Raw genomic sequence first — 16170 nt, 5'->3', positions numbered from 1 at the left:
AGGTAAAAAATATGTTCTGGGATAAAATTTCACCGGTTTACGATTTATTTGAGAATGTGTACAATCATAAGGTTTATGAAGGTACAGGGAAGAAAGTAGCCGAATTTATCGACAGCAGAGATGATGTTCTTGAATGCGCCTGCGGTACCGGGGGCGATAACGGTCTGCATTGCAGCCAAATGCAGAAAAATGGTCGCTACTGATTTTGCTATCGGTATGCTCAGACAGGCTTCGGCTAAATGCAGAAAATTCGATAATATCAAGTTCAGACGTGCGGATATTACTAATATAAGATGCCGTGACAACAGATTTGACAAGGTCGTTGCCGGTAATGTAATTCATCTTCTCCCGGATCCGGCAAAAGCACTTGCAGAGATGGAACGTGTGGTCAAACCTGGCGGAAAGATAATCATTCCGACTTATATCAACATGTCAAAGAAATCAGCCGGACTTGCCGTAAAATTCATTGAATTTCTTGGAGCTGATTTCAAGGAACAGTTTGACCTTGAAACCTATAAGGATTTCTTCAGAAAAATGGGATATAACGATGTGAAATATCACGTAGTTCAAGGCAGAATGCCGTGCGCAATTGCAGTTATAACCAAGAAGCCGAATGTTAGATGAGAGGTGGAGTAATTATGAGATTAGACGGCTTTGGAATATTGGTCGAGGATATGGCGAAAATGATTCGCTTTTACAGAGATGTACTTGGTTTTGAGATAAAAGAAGCAGAAGATACATCTAACGTATATCTTGTAAAAGACGGAACGCTGTTTCTGTTGTATGGCAGAAAAGATTTTGAAAAGATGACGAGCAGAAGATATGAATATGTCAAAGGGCTCAATGGCCATTATGAAATTGCTCTTTATGTCGATACATTTGAAGAGGTCGATGAAGCATTTAAAAAAGCTGTAGAAAACGGTGCGACACCGGTACTTGAACCGGAACTTGAACCGTGGGGCCAGAGAACCTGTTATATCGCCGATCCTGAAGGGAATCTGATAGAAATAGGTTCCTGGAATAAACCTTACGAAGAGAAGGATAAGTAAAATAGACATTGAGAAGTCAATTTAACGGAGGTAGATTATGTATTTCGAAGAACTTAAAACAGGAATGTCGGTGGAGACTGCACCGGCGGTAATTGATAAGGAAAAAATGATGCAGTTTGGTCTGGAGTATGATAACGTCCCGATTCATACTGATGAGGAATATGCGAAGACTACACATTTCGGACAGCCTATAGCACCCGGTTTTATGTCATTTCTGGCCGTATGGGCTAAGTATCTGGAGGTGGATTTCTTCGGTGAGCAGGTACTGGCAGGTAAGTCAACCAAAGTTGAATGGATGAAGCCTGTTTTTGCCGGAGATTCACTTACAAGCAAGGTTACGATCACAAATCTTGTTAAGAGAAACGAGAAAAACGGAATTGCCGAACTTACTCATGAAGTGTTTAACCAGAACGGTGAGCACGTTCTTACTGCGGTAACGGAAGCAATAATCAAATGCAGACTTAAGCAGCAATGATCAAGCTATAAGGACAGTTTGGAGAAATCTCAGACTGTCCTTATTATTGTTCATGTGAAACAATATTGTCGTAGTAAAACTGCGCCTTCTCAGGTGCATTTTGAATGAAGCGGTAAGGCATAAATCACAAAATCTACGTCAAAAGCAATTGACCTATTATACAAATTATGGTATAATGTTTGTGTCAATACATTGACGAATAACGTTTTTAATGATATAAAAAAAAGACGCTTGTCGAGAATCGTCAACAACTTGTTGACGATTTATAGAGTTTTATTATCAGTATTATTGAGATATCAAATCCACAACAAGTTGTTGTGGATTTGGCAACATCTTACAATGAGGAAATAGTATGATACAGAATGAAATCGATGCAAAAAGCCTTGAAAACGCTAAGAAGCTGTTTATCAGTGGTGAAATAGATAAAATCGAAATTGGTACAGTAAAAGGACTTCAGAAAATCCATAAGGTACTTTTTGATGGACTGTACGAATTTGCAGGAAAGATACGTGACAGGAATATTTCAAAGGGGAATTTCCGATTTGCAAACTGCCTTTATCTGAATGAAGTTCTTTCAGCAGTAGAAAAAATGCCTGAGAATACATTCGAAGAGATAATTGCCAAATATGTAGAGATGAATGTCGCTCATCCTTTTTTTTGAGGGCAACGGCAGAAGTACACGTATCTGGCTGGATATGATCTTAAAAAAGAATCTTGGTAAGGTAGTTGACTGGTCGGCTATTGATAAAGAACAGTATCTGTCGGCAATGGAGCGTAGTCCGGTTAATGACCTTGAACTGAGGTTTCTGATACAGCCTAATCTTACTGATAAAGTCGATGACCGCGAAGTTATTTTCAAGGGAATTGAACAATCTTATTATTATGAGGGATATGAAAAATAAATTGTGCCACAAGTTGTGGCAGATTTAGTTGGTTTCATTTTGGAACGTACTGAGGTTGACTTTAAGACTAATGATATTGAGTCTGTCGACGTGATTGATTGTGGGGAGGTACAACATGAAAAACAAAGAATTATACAACAAACTCCTTGAAAAAGGAGTCTTAAAAGTCTGGCTCACTGAAATGGAATTTCTTGCGCCGGAGCAGATGGAATATCGTAAGAATCTTTGGATAGATACATTATCAATCGAAGATATGACTGTTTTTGCAGTTGACGGATACGGTGATCTATATGCCTGGAGACCTGATGACAGCGTTGTTATTATTGAAACAGGTCCGGGAGAATGCAAAGAATTTGCCGGAAGTCTTATCGACGCTATATTCCGCAGGATAATTGAATTTGTAAACGGTGATTACTGTGAAATGTGTTCCAATGAGGAGAAAGCGGATATGGATCCGGATGACGCTGAATACTGCACTTCTGAAAATGATGCTATAGAACTTTTGAAGCAGTATATTAACGTGTTCGGTGAATTCTTCAGCGTTGAACAGAAGGAATATATCGAAAAACTGATAGTTAACGGATTCTTGCCTGACTGTAATGCTTTTATCTACGAAGATGAAATGCTCAGGGTGATTCTTGACTGGTTAAGAGTTAAAATAACAGCGCCAAAAAAGATATTCAAGTGATCAAAAATTAAACAACGGGTACCTTTTCGAAGGTGCCCGTTTTAAAATAGAATGCCGAAGGCATACCATTTCTGGTGCTGATGAATGTTCTGTCATCCTCTCAAAAAAGCTGTGTGACTATAATTGTCACGCAGCTTTTTTTACGCTTCCGACGAAAAGGTACGACTTCGTCGTGCTACCCCAAAAACTGCGCCTTCTCAGGTGCAGTTTGGCTGAAACGGTAAGGCATAAACCACAAAATCAAGGTCAAAAGTAATTGACCTATTATACAAATTGTGGTATAATATTTATATTAATACCATGACGAATAATATGAGTATATGGATTATAGGAAAGTGAGTTATTGACTATGATAGATAATAAGAAAGAACAGGAACGTGCGGAACTTCATCGTACTATATGGGGAATCGCAAATGACCTTCGCGGCAGCGTTGACGGATGGGATTTTAAGAATTACGTTCTTGTAATGCTGTTTTACCGCTATATTTCAGAAAAACCTTACAAATTATATAAATGCCGGTGAAGCCGAAGCAGGTACACCGGATTTCGACTATACAAAACTTCCGGATGATGAAGCTGAAACCGCTCGTGATGATATGGTGCAGACAAAGGGTTTCTTTATCCTTCCGTCCCAGCTTTTCTGTAATGTTCTTGACAGAGCTGAAAACGATGAAAATCTTAATGAAACACTTGAAGGCATTTTCAGAAGCATCGAAAGTTCTGCACAGGGCTGTGACAGTGAAGATGATTTCAAGGGACTGTTTGATGACTTTGATGTAAACAGTAATAAGCTCGGCGGTACTGTTGCTAAGCGTAATGAGCGCCTTGTTAAACTCATGAACGGTGTAGCATCAATGCAGCTTGGTGATTACAAGGATAATACCATTGACGCATTCGGCGATGCTTACGAATATCTCATGGGTATGTATGCTTCAAATGCTGGTAAATCCGGTGGTGAATACTATACTCCTCAGGAAGTATCTGAACTTCTTACAAGACTCGCGACAACAGGGAAGACAGAAGTAAACAAAGTCTACGATCCTGCCTGCGGTTCCGGTTCACTTCTTCTTAAGGCTGCAAAGATACTAGGTAAAGACAAGGTGCGTCAGGGCTTTTTCGGACAGGAAATCAATATTACTACTTACAACCTCTGCCGAATCAATATGTTCCTGCATGATATTGATTACGATAAATTCAATATTGCCCATGAGGATACACTTACTGAACCGCAGCACTGGGATGATGAACCGTTTGAAGTTATCGTATCAAATCCGCCTTATTCCATCAAGTGGGAGGGCGACGCAAATCCGCTCCTTATAAATGATCCTCGTTTCTCACCTGCAGGTGTTCTTGCTCCGAAGTCAAAGGCTGACCTTGCATTCATAATGCATTCACTGAGCTGGCTTGCCAATAACGGTGCGGCTGCTATCGTATGTTTCCCAGGTGTAATGTATCGTGGCGGTGCTGAACAGAAGATACGTAAATATCTGATTGACAACAATTTTGTGGACTGTATCATTCAGTTACCGGATAATCTTTTCTATGGTACTTCCATTGCTACCTGTATTATGGTTCTTAAGAAGAACAAGGCTGTCAATAGTACGCTCTTTATTGATGCATCAAAGGAATGTGTCAAGGTTACGAACAACAACAAGCTGACAGAGGAGAATATTTCGAAAATCGTTTCAGCGTTTGAAGAACGTCTTGACAAAGAGTATTTCTGCCGCCTTGTTCCAAATGATGAGATAGCGGCAAATGATTACAATCTTTCTGTGTCTACCTACATTGAGCAGGAGGATACAAGGGAAGTAATTGATATTGCTGTTCTTAATGCGGATATTGCTGAGATCGTAAAGCGAGAGGATGTACTTAGGGCAGAAATCGATAAGATTATTGCGGAGATTGAAGGAGATCAGAACTGATGAGTACACTTTTGAAAGCTGATAAAGAGTATAAAGAATGGATTGCTGATATATCCAATAGATTTCGTCAAAGTCAGATAAAAGCGGCAGTAAAAGTTAATTCTGAGATGCTTAAGTTTTACTGGTCTATTGGCAGAGATATTTCTCAGAAGAATTTTACTACCCAATACGGTTCAGGCTTTTATAAAAGACTAAGCTTTGATCTGAAAGAACTTCTACCTACTGTTAAAGCGTTTTCCGAGACGAATTTACGTTACATGGCGTGGTTTTACGATCTTTATTCTTTAAATCCACAACAAGTTGTTGTGGATTTGGAAGATAATGAGAAACAGTTTTCACTTGGAAAAGACTACATAAGCGAAAGTGTTTTTTTCGTTCCGTGGGGACATCATATCCAGATTATTGGAAAATGCCGTGATGATCAGCAGAAAGCTTTGTTTTATGTGGAAAAGGTAATTGAAAATCATTGGTCAAGAGCCGTTCTGCTCAACTTTCTCGATACCGATTTGTATGAAAGACAGGGTAAGGCAATAACCAATTTTAAGAACACGCTCCCGGAAGTACAGAGTGATCTTGCACAGGAAATGACCAGAGATCCTTATAACTTCGACTTTCTTACGCTTACAGAAAGATATAATGAAAAAGAGCTGAAAGATGCTATTATGGATAATATTACAAAGTTTCTTCTTGAACTTGGAAGCGGATTTTCTTTTGTTGGCCGTGAATATCGCGTTGAAATAGGCGGTAAAGAAAACTTTATTGATATGCTTTTTTTCAATATCAATTTAAAGTGCTATGTAGTTCTTGAAGTAAAAGTTACTGAGTTTGAACCATCATTTGCCGGACAGCTCGGTACATATGTGGTAGCCGTAAACCATCAGCTTAAAGAAGACTGGCAGAATCCTGCTATCGGGCTGATTGTATGCAAGTCACTCGACAGTGTAGAAGCTCAGTATGCACTTGAATCCACCTCGCAGCCGCTTGGCGTGTCGAGCTATGAACTTTCCAAGCTGATACCCGAAAACTTTAAGGGTTCGCTGCCGACGATAGAGGAAATTGAAGCGGAATTGAATGAGGATAAGCATAATGAGCAAAAATGACAGCATTTCTGCGAGGATTGAGGGATAATTATGATTGAGCCAATTAGGAATTTGAACGATATTTGCTTTAATTCCCGAAAAGGACTATATAAACACTGGATTTTATCTAACAAGTCAGATTATAGCAAAATGTGCGATTTTATGCAAAAAATTAATTTTAGTATTCAAGATTTGAATTCTGAGATTCCCCAGTTGGACAAACCGACGATGAAATCTATTATATATGTTATTATTCTTGTCGTTTGGATTCAAGAAGCATTTGAAAAGATTGAAAAGTTATATCGTCAAGATGTTATGTCTTATTTTGTATATTCCAAAGACTCTGAATTATCAAACGGCAAGAAATATATCAATGCAATTCGCTCTTTTGCGGTAGCACATCCGCTTTCAACGAGTAGACATCCTCAATTCGGATTCGATGGAAACTATATCTGCGTGGATATCAGAGATTTTAAGCGAGACATAACGTCGCCTTTCAGTAAGTCGGATACAATTTATGAATTAAATTTCAACGGGCTTTATGCAAATGGGAATCGGAAATGTGACTTCTATTTCTATGTTTATTCTGATAAAGATGATGGGATGAAGTTTTTTCGATATATCGGCTGCAATTTTGATGATATTTATCGGGTTGCAAGACTATATATTGATAAGCTATACGCTCTTGATAAACATTTACGCAAATCAAAAAAGAATGATTATAGGTGATGTCAATGACCAAACTTGAACAACTGATAAAAGAGCTTTGCCCTAACGGTGTGGAATACAAAAAGCTCGGTGAAGTTGCCACTATCAGCAGGGGCGGCAGCTTTCAGAAAAAAGACTTTTGCGAGGACGGTGTGCCTTGTATCCACTACGGGCAGATATACACAAGATACGGCTTGTTTGCTGATAAAACGCTGACCTTCATAAGCGAAGATGCCGCCAAAAAGCAGAAATACGCTGTCAAGAATGATATTGTAATGGCGGTGACAAGCGAAAACATTGATGATGTGTGCAAGTGTGTTGCGTGGCTCGGTGATGATGAAATCGCCCTAAGCGGTCATACCGCTATTATTCATCACACCCTAAACCCGAAATACCTGTGCTACTATTTCCATACAGCAATGTTCTATGCTCAAAAGAAAAAGTTAGCACACGGAACAAAAGTTATAGAGGTCACTCCCGACAAACTTGCCGATATAACAATCCCTGTACCGCCTTTGGAGGTACAAGCTGAAATTGTCAATATCCTTGATGAGTATTCCGCAAGTGGCACCACCTTACAACAGGAACTTGAAAAAGAGCTTACAGCTCGTAAAAAGCAGTATGAATACTATCGTGACCTCCTGTTAGACTTCGGTGTCCACGGGGGGGCAAGTGAGTGCGAATGGAGAACGCTTGGAGATGTTGCGGAAGTTACAGATTATGTTGCTAATGGTAGCTTTGCAAGTTTAAGAGAAAATGTTACATACAAGCGAAATCCTGACTTCGCTGCACTTATCAGAACAGTTGATTTTTCAAACGGATTTGATAGAGATCAAATGATTTACATTGATGAAAACGCATATAAATTTCTTGAAAAATCAAGGCTTTTCGGTGGCGAAATCATAATAAATAATATCGGCGCAGGAGTAGGTAATTCTTTCCTTTGTCCTATGTTAGACATTAAAATGAGTCTTGCTCCTAATGCTGTAATGTTGAAGACAAACAATAATAAGTTCTATTTTTATTGGCTCAATTCTAAATACGGCAAGAATGCGTTATCAAAGATTATTTCAAAAAGTGCTATGCCAAAATTCAACAAAACCGGATTGAGAGGAGTAATGATTCCTGTTCCACCAATAGATGAACAAGAACGCATAGTAAGAATCCTCGACCGCTTTGACAAGCTCTGCAACGACATTTCTGAGGGCTTGCCTGCGGAGATAGAGGCAAGGCGGAAACAGTATGAATACTACCGTGATAAACTTTTAACATTCAAAGAGAAAAAAGAGGCTTGATAAATGGAACGTGTAACTTTTCAAATGTACTGGGGTCAGTTCAGACTCATTGAAAAAAGAATGATGGAACTTTCTGACTATGTAACCATTGACCCTAAGAATTATTCTACTTTTTCAAATCAGTTCATTTCAATGTATCTTACCATATGCAGTGAAATCGACTCTCTTGCTGATGAATTTTGCAAGGAATTTGATGCAAGTGTAAAAGAACGTTATGGCATAACGAAAAAAATAAATCTTCTTATAGACAAGTATCCTAAACTTCAGAGCTGGAAATGCAAAACGAAATTTCCTTATGAAGAAATCAATTTTGTACCGTTTGCTAAATTTAATGAAACAGATTCAGCTGACTGGTGGAAGGCTTATAATCTTGTAAAGCATAAGCGAACAGAGAAAGATGAAAACGGCAATTTCAATTACCAGAAAGCCAATCTTAAAAATATAATGCTCTCGTTGTCTGCGTTATTTGTCATTCTTTCGAAAGCAAAAGAAGAACTTTGTCCGAACTTTCCGACAGATATAGAATCAAATATTCTGGAAATTGATTTTATTAACTAAGCAGAATTATAAACGGATTAATAACTGTGATAATAGGTGATTATTAATGAGTTACTTCAACATCGTAGCTGCAACAACTGAAAATACTGTCGTTACCGAATATACACCCGAACAGCGTACTGCCGAAGCTTATCAGAGCGAAGCGGAGCTGGAAAAAGAATTTATCAGTAGACTTGAAGAACTGGGGTATGAGTATCTTACCATCCATAAGGAAGATGACCTTATTACAAATCTTCGGGTTCAGATTGAAAAACTCAATGGATATACGTTTACTGATGGGGAATGGAAACGCTTTTTTACTGAATATATCGCTAATGCCAATGAAGGTATCGTTGAGAAAACAAAGACCGTACAGGAAGACAGCGTTAAAAATCTGAAACGTGATGACGGGACTACCAAGAACATCACTCTTATAGACAAGAAGAACATTCACAACAACAGCCTTCAGGTCATTAATCAGTACTCAGTCGATACAGGAACACGAAAGAACCGATATGATGTCACTGTACTTGTAAACGGATTTCCGCTTGTACACATCGAACTGAAACGTCGTGGCATACCAATTCGTGAAGCGTTCAATCAGATAGACCGTTATCAGAGAGACAGTTTCTGGACTGGATCAGGTCTTTTTGAGTATGTTCAGATATTTGTAATTTCAAATGGTACAAATACGAAATATTACTCAAATTCTACGCGTTTCAACGCTGTTAAGGAAGCAGGGAAGGCACGTAAGAAAACCAAAACAAGCAACAGCTTTGAATTCACCTCATTCTGGGCGGACTCAAACAACAGAGTTATTCCTGATCTTGTTGACTTTACAAAGACGTTTTTCGCTAAGCATACTATACTGAATATCCTTACGAAATACTGTATTTTCACATCGGAAAACCTTCTCCTTGTAATGCGTCCGTATCAGATCGTTGCTACCGAACGTATTCTTAACCGTATTGAAATAGCAAACAACTATAAGAAATACGGTTCAGTTGCCGGTGGAGGTTACATATGGCACACTACGGGTTCAGGTAAGACACTTACTTCTTTTAAATCTGCTCGTCTTGCTTCAAAACTTGATTTTATTGATAAAGTTCTTTTTGTAGTTGACCGTAAAGATCTCGATTATCAGACGATGCGAGAGTACGATCGTTTTGAAAAGGGAGCGGCTAACAGTAATACTTCAACGGTTATCCTTAAAAAGCAGCTTGAAGATCAGGACTGTCGCATTATAATAACGACAATTCAGAAACTGGCGACATTTATCAAGAAAAATCAGACTCATGATGTATATGACAAACGAGTTGTTATCATCTTTGATGAGTGTCACAGAAGTCAGTTCGGAGATATGCATACTGCTATCACTAAGAAGTTTAAGAAATATCATCTTTTCGGATTTACCGGTACACCGATATTCGCAATGAATTCCGGTACAGGAAAAAATCCGAACCTTCGTACAACTGAACAGGCTTTCGGTGATCAGCTTCATGCCTATACCATCGTTGACGCTATCAACGACAAGAACGTTCTTCCGTTCCGTGTTGACTATATCAAAACAATGGAAAAGGAAGAATACATTGAAGATGATGAAGTCTGGGACATCGATCGCGTCAAGGCGTATCATTCACTTACAAGAGTGTCGATGATAACCAGCTATATACTTGATCACTTTGATCAGAAAACCTACAGAAATCAGAAAAGCTATTCCAAGAGCGTTCTGACAAATGTTGCGGAAGTGGCTGCCGACAAAAATAAGGGCGCAGTAAAAGAAATTCATCAGAAGTCAAATATCAGCGGGTTTAATTCAATTTTTGCTGTTGACTCCATTGAAGCTGTAAAACTCTATTACAGAGAATTTAAGGAACAGATGAAACAGCATCCTGAGAAGGCTCTTAAGATCGCTGTTATTTACAGTTACGGAGCAAACGAAGAAGAGCCGGATGGCATACTCGATGAAGAAAATCCGGAAGATACATCTGCACTTGATCAGACTTCAAGGGATTTTCTTGAAGATGCAATCCGTGATTACAACCGTATGTTCAATACGAACTATGATACTTCCAGTGATAAGTTCCAGAGTTACTACAAAGATATTTCCTTACGAATGAAAAACAAGGAGATTGATCTTCTTATTGTAGTAAACATGTTCCTTACCGGTTTTGATGCCACTACTCTCAATACACTGTGGGTAGACAAAAATCTGAAAATGCATGGACTGATACAGGCGTTTTCAAGAACAAACCGTATTCTCAATTCTATAAAGACTTTTGGAAACATCATATGCTTCAGAGCTTTGCAGAAACGTACAGACTCGGCTATTTCACTTTTCGGAGACAAGAACGCAGGTGGTATTGTTACTTTACAGAGTTTCAATGATTACTACAACGGTTTTACTAACAAGAAAGGTGAACACGTTGACGGCTATGCTGATATGATAAATGAACTCATTGAGGAATATCCGCTTACTGAACAGCAGATTACCGGTGAACAGCGTCAGAAAGACTTTATCGCACTTGTTGGGGCGATACTCCGTATGCGTAACATTCTTGTCAGCTTCGATGAATTCGAAGGGATGGAAATAATATCAGAACGTGATTTTCAGGATTATCTCGGTCGTTACCAGGACCTTCGTGATGAATGGAAAGAACGTCGCAAAAAAGGTGAGCTGACAGATATTGATGATGACATTGTTTTTGAGATAGAGCTTATAAAACAGATCGAGATCAATATTGATTATATTCTAATGCTTGTTACGAAGTATCATGACACTCACTGTAAGGACAAGGAAATACTTGTTTCCATTCAGAAAGCTGTTGATTCAAGTCCGGAACTCAGAAGTAAGAAAGAGCTCATTGAAAACTTTATTGCAGGTATCAATGAAGTTGACGATGTTATGAATGAGTGGCACAGCTATGTTGCCGAAGAACGTGAAAAGGCACTTACAGCCCTTATTACAGAAGAAAAACTTAAAGAAGCTGAAACAAGGTCATTCGTTGAAGGTGCATTCCGTGACGGTGGAATCAAAACAACCGGAACTGACATTGATAAGATCCTTCCGGCAGTATCACGCTTTGGCGGCGGCAATCGTAAAGAGAAGAAGGAAACTGTTATCGAAAAACTTAAATCTTTCTTCGAGCGATTCTGGAATATTGGATGACATTACAATATAAAAACTAACGGGTGCCTTTTCGAAGGTACCCGTTTAATAATAGCATGCCGAAGGCATACCATTTCGTCGTGCTAAAGAAAACCGGCACCTAATCTGGTACCGGTTAAACGTATATTTTATATTATTGCTGCACATGGTCAGCATACACATTTTCCTCACTGTATTTCTGATAAACCATATAAACGAAATATATAACACCTACGGTCTCGCAAAGACCGGCAATCATACGTTCGATGGATGTTTGACTTCCGAACAGCTGACCGGCAAGGAAATCTGATATTGTATGTATTGCGACAGCAGATAAAAGATACTTTTTCCAGTTTTCCGAGTGTACAGCAATAAATACAAGAACAGAAAGTGCGATATGGAAAGTCATTCCTGAAAAGGCGTCGATGACAGACATAATACTTGTACCGATATTCATTTCAGCAAGAGATGAAAGAGTTTCGTTAGCTTGTTCATATGTCAGGTCACCGTAGCTCAGATATTTTTCCATACCGAGTATTGTATACGCAAGTCCGGTTATCAGCGCAGGGGATGATAGTCCGTTTAAACCGTAAACTATGAACATTTCCCACCCACCGTGACCGATGCCGTATGATACTGCATTTTTCGGATCTTTATATTCGTATAGTGCATATCTGAAAACAAGAAATCGTCCGACTTCTTCACATACACCGGAAATAAGACCGTCGGTAAAATGATTCCTTAAAACGCCCCTAAGGAATATTATCCGCACTACCATTCTTACAAGTGAAATAAGTATGTATGCCACGATTCCTGAGATAAACGGAAAATACGCGGCATGTTTTTTCTTTCGCCATACTATCCACATTATGAGCGGCATAAACCAGCCGAAAAATGCACCAATGCCGAACCCAATCAGCGTAGGTACTGATATTTTTATTTCTTCCATATGGTTTTCCTCATATCAATTAATGATTTTAACTTATTATATCAGATTTCATCAATTTTATCAAGGTACGACTTCGTCGTGCTATAGAAAAAATGCACCTGATCAGGTGCATTTTGTTTTAAGCGGCAAGGTATAAAATACAAAATCAATTGACCTATTAAACAAATGGTGATATCATATTATTTATAGACTTAGAATTCAACTTGTGCCAAAAATGCACAAGTTGCGAATAGAGACTAAAAGGGTGAAATCCATTCAGAAATATAAAAATATCATGCCGAAGGCATACCATTTCAGTATGTGCATAATTTGCACATACTGAGGAAAAAAGAACAGGTGACTTATGAAGATAATTGAAATAACAGAAAACAAAAAAGAATACATTGACCTGCTGCTATTGGCAGATGAACAGGAAGATATGATTGATCGTTACCTCGAAAAAGGAAAGATGTATGTACTAGACGATGATGGAGTAAAGAGTGAATGCGTCATTACAGAGGAAGGGAACGGCTTGCTTGAAATTAAAAATATCGCAACATATCCGGAATATCAGGGAAAGGGATATGCGAAAATATTGATTGATTTTATTGTACAGACATTTAGTGAACGATATTCTGTATTACAGGTGGGAACAGGTGACAGTCCGCTTACAGTTCCATTTTATGAGAAGTGTGATTTTGTGCGCTCACATACTGTTCCGAATTTCTTTACAGATAACTATGATCACCCGATATATGAATGCGGTGTTCAGCTGGTGGATATGGTGTATCTGCGAAGAACAATGTAAATCTGATATACGACGGTTGTCCTGCTTTAGTATACCCGTTTTAAAATATCATGACACTTGCATATCATGTGCATCATGAAAAAATAATTTACTATAAACTATGGAAATAATCAAGCTTTTGTGCTATAATATTTATAAAGTTTTGATATTGGTATGATGAACACAACAAGATAAATAAAAATAACATAAAGAAAGGCAAAAACAATGAAACTTAATGTAAATGACATTCACAAGAAATTCGGTGATAAGGAAGTCCTTAAGGGAGCAACTTTTAAATTTGAAAAAGGAAAGATTTACGGACTTCTCGGAAGAAACGGTGCCGGTAAGACCACACTTTTCAACTGTATCAGCGGTGATATGAGATACGAAAACGGTACGGTCTCTATTTTCGATGAAAACGGAACTGACGTAACAGAGAAAAACGAGATCGGTTTTGCATTTTCAACTCCGGTGCTTCCTGAATTCCTTACAGGTTATGAATTTATCAAGTTCTATATGGAGATCCAGAATGTAAACGAGGGAAAGACTGCTGAAGATTATCTCCGCCAGCTTCGTTTTACAGATGAGGACATGCACAAGCTTGTCAAGGGCTATTCTCAGGGTATGAAAAACAAGCTTCAGATGCTTACATTCTTCATTTCACATCCGGCAGTAATTCTTCTCGATGAACCTATGACATCACTTGACGTTGTAGTTGCCCACGAAATGAAGGAAATACTTCTTTCAATGAAGGAAGATCATATTACCATTCTTTCGACTCATATCATGCAGCTCGCATCAGATCTCTGTGATGAGATCGTTCTTCTCCATGACGGAAAACTTCAGGGACTGTCAACTGATGGCAAAACAGACAGAGAACTTGAAGAGTATGTAATGGAGATCCTGAAGGAGGATTATAAGAATGAATAATCTTTACTTCAAACAGCTTAAGATCAGTTTTTTCAGGGAAGGTAATGAGCTGATCTATTATCTTCAGAAATTTCCGCTTACTAAAAAGCTTGTTACAGATGAGTGCTACAAAAACAGGGATGTTAAGCTTTTCCTTTCGATAATAAACAAGATAAGAAAAACCATTCTCGAATTTCTGCTCGGATGTTTAGCAGTTTTTTTCACTGTTATTTTTCCGTGCCTTGTTTTTGATGATCCGTCAGCAGTAAAAAATAATCAGGCTCTGATGTTTCATCTTATGTTCTGGATGTTCTGTATTTTCGGAGCATTTGGTCATAACTGTATTGCAGCTCCTTCGAAGGAAAGAAACGATTATATAATGCTGCATGTTATGCATACACCTGCAAAGGAATATTACATGACACTTCTGTTCAGAAGAATCATAAGAACGTTTGCAGATTTCTTTGTTCTGGTGTTTTTCGGAGGCTTAAAGACCTGGCTTTTATGCTGTGCGTATGTAATCTGTTTCAGATTTATAGGCGAAGCATTAAATCTGTTTTTATATGACCGTACAAAATCAAGATCGGTTAAGACTATTATTGCTGTACTGACTTTCGCAGCGGCATTTTTCATCGGTGAAATAATGTCGATCGTTACTCTCGGAAGTATTAATACTTATGGAGTCATGACGAGTGTTCCGGGAATAATCTGTACGGTTTTAGCAGCTGCAATATCCTGCATTTATCTTGTAAAATACAGACGTTACCGTATGATAGCAAAGGAACTTATTACTTATGAACAGGTCTCTGTAAAGTTAAAGGAAACTAATAAGCAGAAGAATCTCAAAGCTTTTCTTGTAATGAACGAAAAAGATGAAAAGGCTATGCTTAAGTCCGGAACAGGAAAGTATGAGAACAAGAAGGGATATGCATATATTAATGCTATCTTTTTTGACAGACACAGACATCTGTTCATTTCGAAGGCTGCCTTTAAGATGGTAATAGTTCTCGGAGCTGCAATTATGGTATTTATTCTGTATATGTTTGTTCCTGAATTCGGAAATACAAAAGATTTTATGGGCGTCGTACGTCAGGCTCCTGCGATGATCTACTGGATGTTCATTCTTTCTTCGGCTCAGGTTATCTGTCAGTCCCTTTTCTATGACTGTGACAGAGCACTGCTTAAATACGGGTACTACCGACAGGGAAGAGCGGTTCTTGAAAATTTCAGGTGCAGGATTAAATATATCATTTTAATCGATCTTTTACCTTCAGTAGTGCTAAGTCTGATACCTTTTGAGGTAGTGCTTCTTTCACATCATACAGATTTTCTTTTTACAGCGTGTTTTGCAAGTTTCGGTTATCTTGCGTCATCGGTATTCTTCTCAGTTTTCCATACAATGATGTATTACATTTTCCAGCCTTATACTGAAGACATGAATGTACACGGAAAGGCCTACAAGATTATAAATGCGGTTATGGTAATTGGTATGTATTCTCTTTATATGATATCCAATAATGGCGCCTGGACTGAAACTTCACTGAGATATTTCTTTGTGATATTTGCCTTAGCGACACTTCTTTTTATTCCGGTTTCATTTCTTCTTGTGTACAAGCTTGCACCGAAGCGTTTTAATCTGAAATAATTCAATGTTGATATCCCAATTAGGTTTACTATAATAGAATCATTTACATTACACAGCCGGTATTCAGAGCATGTTTGCTTCCTGGATATCGGCTAATA

14 protein-coding genes and 2 pseudogenes are annotated in these 16170 nt (G+C 38.4%); 15 read left to right on the top strand and 1 reads right to left on the bottom strand.

Annotation, left to right across the window (positions count from 1 at the left end):
* Positions 1 to 11: 11 nt before the first annotated feature.
* The 12 genes and pseudogenes from CC97_RS20860 (at position 12) to CC97_RS05110 (ending at position 11824) form a co-directional block, all read left to right on the top strand.
* A complete protein-coding gene (locus tag CC97_RS20860; protein WP_242848126.1) occupies positions 12 to 203 on the top strand; it encodes a hypothetical protein in 192 nt (63 codons plus the stop codon).
* Complete coding sequence (locus CC97_RS05160; RefSeq protein WP_242848125.1) at positions 190 to 624, top strand: class I SAM-dependent methyltransferase; 435 nt, start codon at positions 190 to 192, stop codon at positions 622 to 624. Before CC97_RS20860 ends, CC97_RS05160 begins: the two co-directional genes overlap by 14 nt.
* A gap of 14 nt (positions 625 to 638) precedes the next feature.
* Positions 639 to 1049: a VOC family protein gene (locus CC97_RS05155; RefSeq protein WP_044974123.1), complete on the top strand. Its 411-nt coding sequence runs from the start codon at positions 639 to 641 to the stop codon at positions 1047 to 1049.
* Between the two features lie 37 nt (positions 1050 to 1086).
* The gene (locus tag CC97_RS05150; protein ID WP_049962699.1) at positions 1087 to 1524 is read left to right on the top strand and encodes a MaoC family dehydratase; all 438 of its coding nucleotides are present in this window, start codon (positions 1087 to 1089) and stop codon (positions 1522 to 1524) included.
* Positions 1525 to 1903: 379 nt separating this feature from the next.
* A pseudogene (locus tag CC97_RS05145) lies at positions 1904 to 2426 on the top strand (Fic/DOC family protein); the annotation flags it as partial.
* A gap of 115 nt (positions 2427 to 2541) precedes the next feature.
* The gene (locus CC97_RS05140; RefSeq protein WP_044974122.1) at positions 2542 to 3114 is read left to right on the top strand and encodes a hypothetical protein; all 573 of its coding nucleotides are present in this window, start codon (positions 2542 to 2544) and stop codon (positions 3112 to 3114) included.
* 349 nt (positions 3115 to 3463) lie between these two features.
* A pseudogene (locus tag CC97_RS05135) lies at positions 3464 to 5036 on the top strand (type I restriction-modification system subunit M).
* A complete protein-coding gene (locus tag CC97_RS05130) occupies positions 5036 to 6136 on the top strand; it encodes a PDDEXK nuclease domain-containing protein (RefSeq protein WP_044974121.1) in 1101 nt (366 codons plus the stop codon). The pseudogene CC97_RS05135 and the gene CC97_RS05130 overlap by 1 nt, the downstream one beginning before the upstream one ends.
* Before the next feature lie 30 nt (positions 6137 to 6166).
* Positions 6167 to 6844 carry a hypothetical protein gene (locus CC97_RS05125; protein WP_044974120.1) on the top strand — a complete coding sequence of 226 codons (678 nt, stop codon included), beginning with the start codon at positions 6167 to 6169 and terminating at the stop codon, positions 6842 to 6844.
* A 5-nt stretch (positions 6845 to 6849) separates the two neighbouring features.
* A complete protein-coding gene (locus CC97_RS19495) occupies positions 6850 to 8118 on the top strand; it encodes a restriction endonuclease subunit S (RefSeq protein WP_081849998.1) in 1269 nt (422 codons plus the stop codon).
* A gap of 3 nt (positions 8119 to 8121) precedes the next feature.
* Entirely contained in the window at positions 8122 to 8676 is a 555-nt protein-coding gene (locus CC97_RS05115) for a hypothetical protein (RefSeq protein ID WP_044974118.1), read from the top strand.
* A gap of 46 nt (positions 8677 to 8722) precedes the next feature.
* Complete coding sequence (locus CC97_RS05110; RefSeq protein WP_044974117.1) at positions 8723 to 11824, top strand: type I restriction endonuclease subunit R; 3102 nt, start codon at positions 8723 to 8725, stop codon at positions 11822 to 11824.
* Positions 11825 to 11957: 133 nt separating this feature from the next.
* Here the strand turns inward: CC97_RS05110 and CC97_RS05105 are convergent, their stop codons facing one another.
* On the bottom strand, positions 11958 to 12752 hold the full coding sequence (locus tag CC97_RS05105; RefSeq protein ID WP_044974116.1) for a YhfC family glutamic-type intramembrane protease: 795 nt from the start codon (positions 12750 to 12752) through the stop codon (positions 11958 to 11960).
* Positions 12753 to 13095: 343 nt separating this feature from the next.
* Between CC97_RS05105 and CC97_RS05100 the strand changes: the two genes are divergently transcribed.
* From CC97_RS05100 to CC97_RS05090, 3 genes are all read left to right on the top strand, one after another.
* Positions 13096 to 13539 (top strand): GNAT family N-acetyltransferase, encoded by a 444-nt coding sequence (locus tag CC97_RS05100; protein ID WP_044974115.1) that lies wholly within the window; start codon positions 13096 to 13098, stop codon positions 13537 to 13539.
* A gap of 204 nt (positions 13540 to 13743) precedes the next feature.
* Positions 13744 to 14448, top strand: coding sequence for an ABC transporter ATP-binding protein (locus CC97_RS05095; RefSeq protein WP_044974114.1), 705 nt, complete (start codon positions 13744 to 13746; stop codon positions 14446 to 14448).
* Positions 14441 to 16072: a hypothetical protein gene (locus CC97_RS05090; protein WP_044974113.1), complete on the top strand. Its 1632-nt coding sequence runs from the start codon at positions 14441 to 14443 to the stop codon at positions 16070 to 16072. The genes CC97_RS05095 and CC97_RS05090 overlap by 8 nt, the downstream gene beginning before the upstream one ends.
* Positions 16073 to 16170: the final 98 nt, after the last annotated feature.

Origin of the sequence: Ruminococcus sp. HUN007 (genome assembly GCF_000712055.1) — a bacterium.
Classification (GTDB): Bacteria; Bacillota; Clostridia; order Oscillospirales; family Ruminococcaceae; genus HUN007.
The sequence above is the reverse complement of the archived record's forward strand: the minus strand, read 5'-3'. Positions and strand labels throughout refer to the sequence as shown.

Coding starts and splice junctions, on each gene's coding strand:
- CC97_RS05155 (WP_044974123.1), top strand. CDS start 639: ATGAGATTAGACGGCTTTGGAATATTGGTCGAGGATATGGCGAAAATG.
- CC97_RS05150 (WP_049962699.1), top strand. CDS start 1,087: ATGTATTTCGAAGAACTTAAAACAGGAATGTCGGTGGAGACTGCACCG.
- CC97_RS05110 (WP_044974117.1), top strand. CDS start 8,723: ATGAGTTACTTCAACATCGTAGCTGCAACAACTGAAAATACTGTCGTT.
- CC97_RS05140 (WP_044974122.1), top strand. CDS start 2,542: ATGAAAAACAAAGAATTATACAACAAACTCCTTGAAAAAGGAGTCTTA.
- CC97_RS05115 (WP_044974118.1), top strand. CDS start 8,122: ATGGAACGTGTAACTTTTCAAATGTACTGGGGTCAGTTCAGACTCATT.
- CC97_RS05100 (WP_044974115.1), top strand. CDS start 13,096: ATGAAGATAATTGAAATAACAGAAAACAAAAAAGAATACATTGACCTG.
- CC97_RS05130 (WP_044974121.1), top strand. CDS start 5,036: ATGAGTACACTTTTGAAAGCTGATAAAGAGTATAAAGAATGGATTGCT.
- CC97_RS19495 (WP_081849998.1), top strand. CDS start 6,850: ATGACCAAACTTGAACAACTGATAAAAGAGCTTTGCCCTAACGGTGTG.
- CC97_RS05160 (WP_242848125.1), top strand. CDS start 190: ATGGTCGCTACTGATTTTGCTATCGGTATGCTCAGACAGGCTTCGGCT.
- CC97_RS05125 (WP_044974120.1), top strand. CDS start 6,167: ATGATTGAGCCAATTAGGAATTTGAACGATATTTGCTTTAATTCCCGA.
- CC97_RS05105 (WP_044974116.1), bottom strand. CDS start 12,752: ATGGAAGAAATAAAAATATCAGTACCTACGCTGATTGGGTTCGGCATT.
- CC97_RS05090 (WP_044974113.1), top strand. CDS start 14,441: ATGAATAATCTTTACTTCAAACAGCTTAAGATCAGTTTTTTCAGGGAA.
- CC97_RS20860 (WP_242848126.1), top strand. CDS start 12: ATGTTCTGGGATAAAATTTCACCGGTTTACGATTTATTTGAGAATGTG.
- CC97_RS05095 (WP_044974114.1), top strand. CDS start 13,744: ATGAAACTTAATGTAAATGACATTCACAAGAAATTCGGTGATAAGGAA.